3 protein-coding genes and 1 pseudogene are annotated in these 4,518 nt (G+C 40.6%); all 4 read right to left on the reverse strand.

Annotated elements, in window-relative coordinates:
• Positions 1-96: 96 nt before the first annotated feature.
• Positions 97-747, reverse strand: coding sequence for a ribulose-phosphate 3-epimerase (rpe, locus tag ACRCJ0_RS09785; protein ID WP_431390315.1), 651 nt, complete (start codon positions 745-747; stop codon positions 97-99).
• 15 nt (positions 748-762) lie between these two features.
• A complete protein-coding gene (gene rsgA, locus ACRCJ0_RS09790; RefSeq protein WP_431390316.1) occupies positions 763-1,695 on the reverse strand; it encodes a ribosome small subunit-dependent GTPase A in 933 nt (310 codons plus the stop codon).
• A 207-nt stretch (positions 1,696-1,902) separates the two neighbouring features.
• A complete protein-coding gene (locus ACRCJ0_RS09795) occupies positions 1,903-4,083 on the reverse strand; it encodes a protein kinase domain-containing protein (RefSeq protein WP_431390317.1) in 2,181 nt (726 codons plus the stop codon).
• A pseudogene (locus ACRCJ0_RS09800) lies at positions 4,083-4,518 on the reverse strand (Stp1/IreP family PP2C-type Ser/Thr phosphatase); the annotation flags it as partial. The gene ACRCJ0_RS09795 and the pseudogene ACRCJ0_RS09800, both read right to left, overlap by 1 nt.

A 4,518-nucleotide genomic window follows, 5' to 3' on the forward strand; every position in this document is an offset into this window, starting at 1 on the left:
ATCGGGGTCAAAGGGTCCTGATCCGATGAGATAAACTTGCATGTATCCACTTCCTTCTAGTGACTGCCAGTTAAAAAACTTTTCAAGTACTAAAATTTACTTAATGGCCATTTTTAATGCATCAATTGGTTGTTTCACGTCGTCTTTATTGAAGATGTATGAGCCGGCTACAAAGGCATCTACGCCGTTTTTTGCACAGATTTTAGCCGTTTCAGCGTTGATTCCACCGTCTACTTCGATTAGGAAATTTGCGTCATTTTCCGCTCTGAAAGTACTTAATTCAGCCATCTTATCAACAGTTGATTCAATAAATGATTGACCGCCAAATCCCGGGTTTACGGTCATGACTAAAATCATATCGACGTCTTTTAGAATCGGGGCAATGGCTGATACGGGCGTTGCTGGATTAATGGCCACACCAGCCTTCATACCATGTTTGTGAATGGTTTGGATCAAGCCATGTAGGTGGCTAGTCGCCTCGTAATGAACCGTAAAGTAGTCTGCCCCCGCGTTAGCAAATGTTTCAACATGTGCTTCTGGGTTAGAGACCATTAAATGGCAATCTAGGGTCATCTTGGTGTTTGGGCGCAAAGCTTCAACGACGCCAGCGCCAAAGGTTAGATTGGGCACGAAATGGCCGTCCATGATATCAATGTGAACCCAGTCAGCGCCAGCTTCTTCGATTCGATTTACTTCGTCAATAAATTTACCAAAATTCGCAGATAAAATAGATGGTGCAATATACATGTACATTCCTACTTTCTAATATTTAGGTTTTGCATTGTCAATTTCTTGGAAGATTTGTAGGTAAGAGTCATAGCGACTTTGCGCGATCTCACCGGCATCTAAGGCGGCTTTCACTGCACATTTAGGTTCTTGAATATGGGTACAACCACGGAACTTACATTGGTCTTGAATGGCCCGCATTTCTGGGAAGTAGTTAGATAATAAGACTTTATCTAATTGGTCGATATCGATACTAGAGAAACCTGGTGTATCTGCCACTTTCCCTTCAAAGATATCATGTAATTCCGTATGACGGGTAGTATGACGGCCGCGTCCTAGTGATGTTGAGATTTCCCCTGTTTCAATCGCTAAATCTGGCAATAATCGGTTAAGCAAGGTAGATTTTCCAACCCCTGACTGGCCTACAACCACCATGGTCCGATTGGCCACGATGTCCTTCAATTGATCAAAATTTCCATCTAGGTCTGTTGATAAAATGACTTGGTAGCCAACTTCCTTATAGACCTTGATGAATTGGTCGATCCGGTCTTTAACTGACTCACTAGCTTGGTCAGTTAAGTCCATTTTGGAAAAGTAAAGAATGGGTTCGATATTTTCTGACTCTAAATAAACTAGGAAACGGTCTAATAATTTTGGCTGTATTTGGGGTTCCGTAACAGATGCTACCAACAAGGCCACGTCCACATTAGCTACTGCCGGTCGAATCATTTGGCTATAGCGTGGTAAGATTTTCATTACATAGCCTTCTTTGGTATTGTTGGCTTGAAATTCCACAAAATCGCCCACCAATGGTGTTGTTTGCGTATTTCTAAATTGGCCACGTGCCCGTGTGGTATAAATCACTTGGCTTTCTTTTTCTTCTACATAATAAAAACCAGATAGGGCTTTAATAATTTGGCCCGTGTATGTCGGCGCATTTGGTTGAATATAATCATCTTTTCTCTTCATGCTTTTGAAAAATACCTCCTTATTGGTTCAATTCTATATATCCTCAATAGATATAAAAATTTGCGTCTGCATACTTATGCCCTATTTTACCCCAAATTCTACATAAAAAACACTCCGACAATTTTTATTCATTGGAAGAGTCTTTAAAATGGCAAAAAAGACGTAAACAATGATGTCTACGCCTTGTGCTGATTGGTATTTGTTTTGCTAATCTTCTACATTTGAACTTTCACGTTGGCTAGATGATGAACTAGCACTCGATGATGAACTTGACGATGAAGAACTTGAGCTGCTTGAACTACTATTAGATGATGAACTTGATGATGAGCTATCATCGTCTTCGTCGTCATCATCGTCATTGGATGATGAGCTTGAGGATGAAGATGAAGATGAAGAGCTTGAACTTGATGAACTAGATACTGGTTCTGGTCCATCAGACATCACAATATATAATTCATCTCCAGCTACAAATTCCGTACCTGGTGTAATTGATTGAGAAATCATAACACCATCCGGTACCCAACCTGAATATTGTGAATCAAATGAAGCAACTAAACCATTTGATTCAGCATATTGTTGAATTGACGCTCTATTCCAACCAGATAAATCAGCCATCGTAAAGGTTTCAACACCCGCAGAAACAACAAAGTTAATAGTTGTCTCACCAGGTATGACTGCTTCGCCTTGTTCAATAGATTGACTCAAGATGTCTCCTGCTTCGACTGAATCAGAGTAGTCTTCTTCTTGGGTTACGGTAAATCCTAATGCCGTTAATTCTTCTTCAATTTTCGTAAAAGGTTGCCCAGAGTAATCCTTTAATTCATACGGCTCAGGACCTTGCGAAATATTGACATCGACTTCCGTATCATGTTTCACTTCTGTGTTTGCTGATGGACTTGAGTTAATCACACGACCAGCTTCAATTTCTTCATCATATACTGCTGTTACATCTCCTAGAACTAAATCTAAGCTTTCTAAAGTTAAGGATGCCTCTTGCTCTGTCATACCCGCTAAGTCAGGTACGGTAATATTACGGCCTGCCATATAGTTATAACCTAGGAAAGCAACTAAAATAAGTCCAACGATGATTCCTGCAATAATGGCCATTGGTTTACGACTTTTCGGCTGTTTATTACTTGGTTTTACAGAATTTTTTTTAGGATTACTTGTTGGCTTGTTGCCACCGTCCTGATCGGTACCATTACCACTAGGACTTGGAGATGGGCTTGCTTGTAAATCACTAACACCTGCAACATCTGTAGCGCCGACGCTTCCAGCTGCAGCCGTTCCCGGACCCGCTAAGGCGGCTCCAGCTAAACCAGCGCCTGCAGCCAAAACAGCCTTATCTGCAATATCATGTTCATCTGAATCATCTAAAAGAGTATCTTCAGGGTTTTCATCGGTTGTATCCGGTGCTGTATCGTCATCAACTGCTTTTTCACCAGCTGCCATTAACTGTACTTCATCGGACTCTGCTAGACGCATTTGATTTTCGATGTCTTCCTTAGCCATGACAATCGTTTCATTAGCCATGTTAGCTGGGATAAATACAGGCTCATTTTTCCGGTTATCAGAAAAGACCGTTTCTAAGTCGTCAATCATTTCTTGTGTGGTTTGATAACGAGCGGATGGTTCTTTAGCTGTTGCTTTGGCCACCACATTAATTAAACTTTGTGGGGCGTCTTCCCGGTAAGCTTCGATTGGTGGTAGTGGCTCTTGGAAATGTTTCAAGGCAATTGAGACTGCTGATTCACCGTCAAATGGTACACGGCCTGTTAGCATTTCAAATAAGACTACACCTAATGAGTAAATATCTGAAAGACTTGTGGCCATTGAACCACGTGCTTGTTCTGGTGATAGATAATGGACTGAACCAATAATCGAATTGGTTTGGGTGATACTTGTTTCAGAAGTCACCATAGCAATTCCAAAGTCCATAATTTTAATTGTACCATCGTGGTTGACCATAATATTTTGGGGTTTTAAATCACGGTGAACAATACCGATATTATGGGCAGCTTGAACACCTGATAAGATTTGAATCATCAAGTTTTGGATAATATCTACTGGAATTGGGTGGTTTTCACGGATATAAGCTTTTAAGTCCATACCGTCCACATATTCCATCACGATAAACTTGCCTTCCTCATCTTCACCCACGTCAAATAAATTGACTACGTTTGGATGGTTCAATTCTGATACGGATAGGGCTTCACGCTCAAATCGTTTGGTGGCATCCATGGCATCTGTTTTCCCTACACGCAAGAATTTGATGGCAACATCACGCTCTAAAATAGGATCATAAGCAAGGTATACATCCGCCATACCACCTGAACCGATATGGTTCACAATTTTATAGCGTTCATCAATGATTTGACCAGATTTCATTAGAATTCACCCCTTTCATTTTCAATTTCATGTTCGAATGTTTCTTCCTTTTTAAAATTTGCTGGTGTTCTATGTGCGACAACCACCGAAACATTGTCTCGGCCTCCACGGTCGTTAGCAAGAGCAATTAATTGGTCAGCTTTCTCTTCAATAGTGAGTCTTTCATCACTCAAAATGGCCAAGGCTTCTGTTTCCTCAACCATATCGGTTAATCCGTCTGAACATAATAGTAAGGTTTCATCTACTAAAAAATCTACAACATTAATATCTACATCAACGTCAGCAGCAATACCCACTGCCCGAGTCACGATATTCTTTTGTGGGTGAACCTGAGCTTCATCTTTAGTAATCATATCCATATCTAATAATTCTTGGACAAAAGAATGGTCTTTAGTAATCTGGTTAAGCGCATCCGCTTGATGAATATAGATACGT

The sequence above is a fragment of the Aerococcus sp. L_32 genome, from assembly GCF_050689315.1.

Bases quoted from the DNA above. Each gene is read 5' to 3' on its own strand.
- rsgA (WP_431390316.1), bottom strand. From the start codon at position 1,695: ATGAAGAGAAAAGATGATTATATTCAACCAAATGCGCCGACATACACG.
- rpe (WP_431390315.1), bottom strand. From the start codon at position 747: ATGTATATTGCACCATCTATTTTATCTGCGAATTTTGGTAAATTTATT.
- ACRCJ0_RS09795 (WP_431390317.1), bottom strand. From the start codon at position 4,083: ATGAAATCTGGTCAAATCATTGATGAACGCTATAAAATTGTGAACCAT.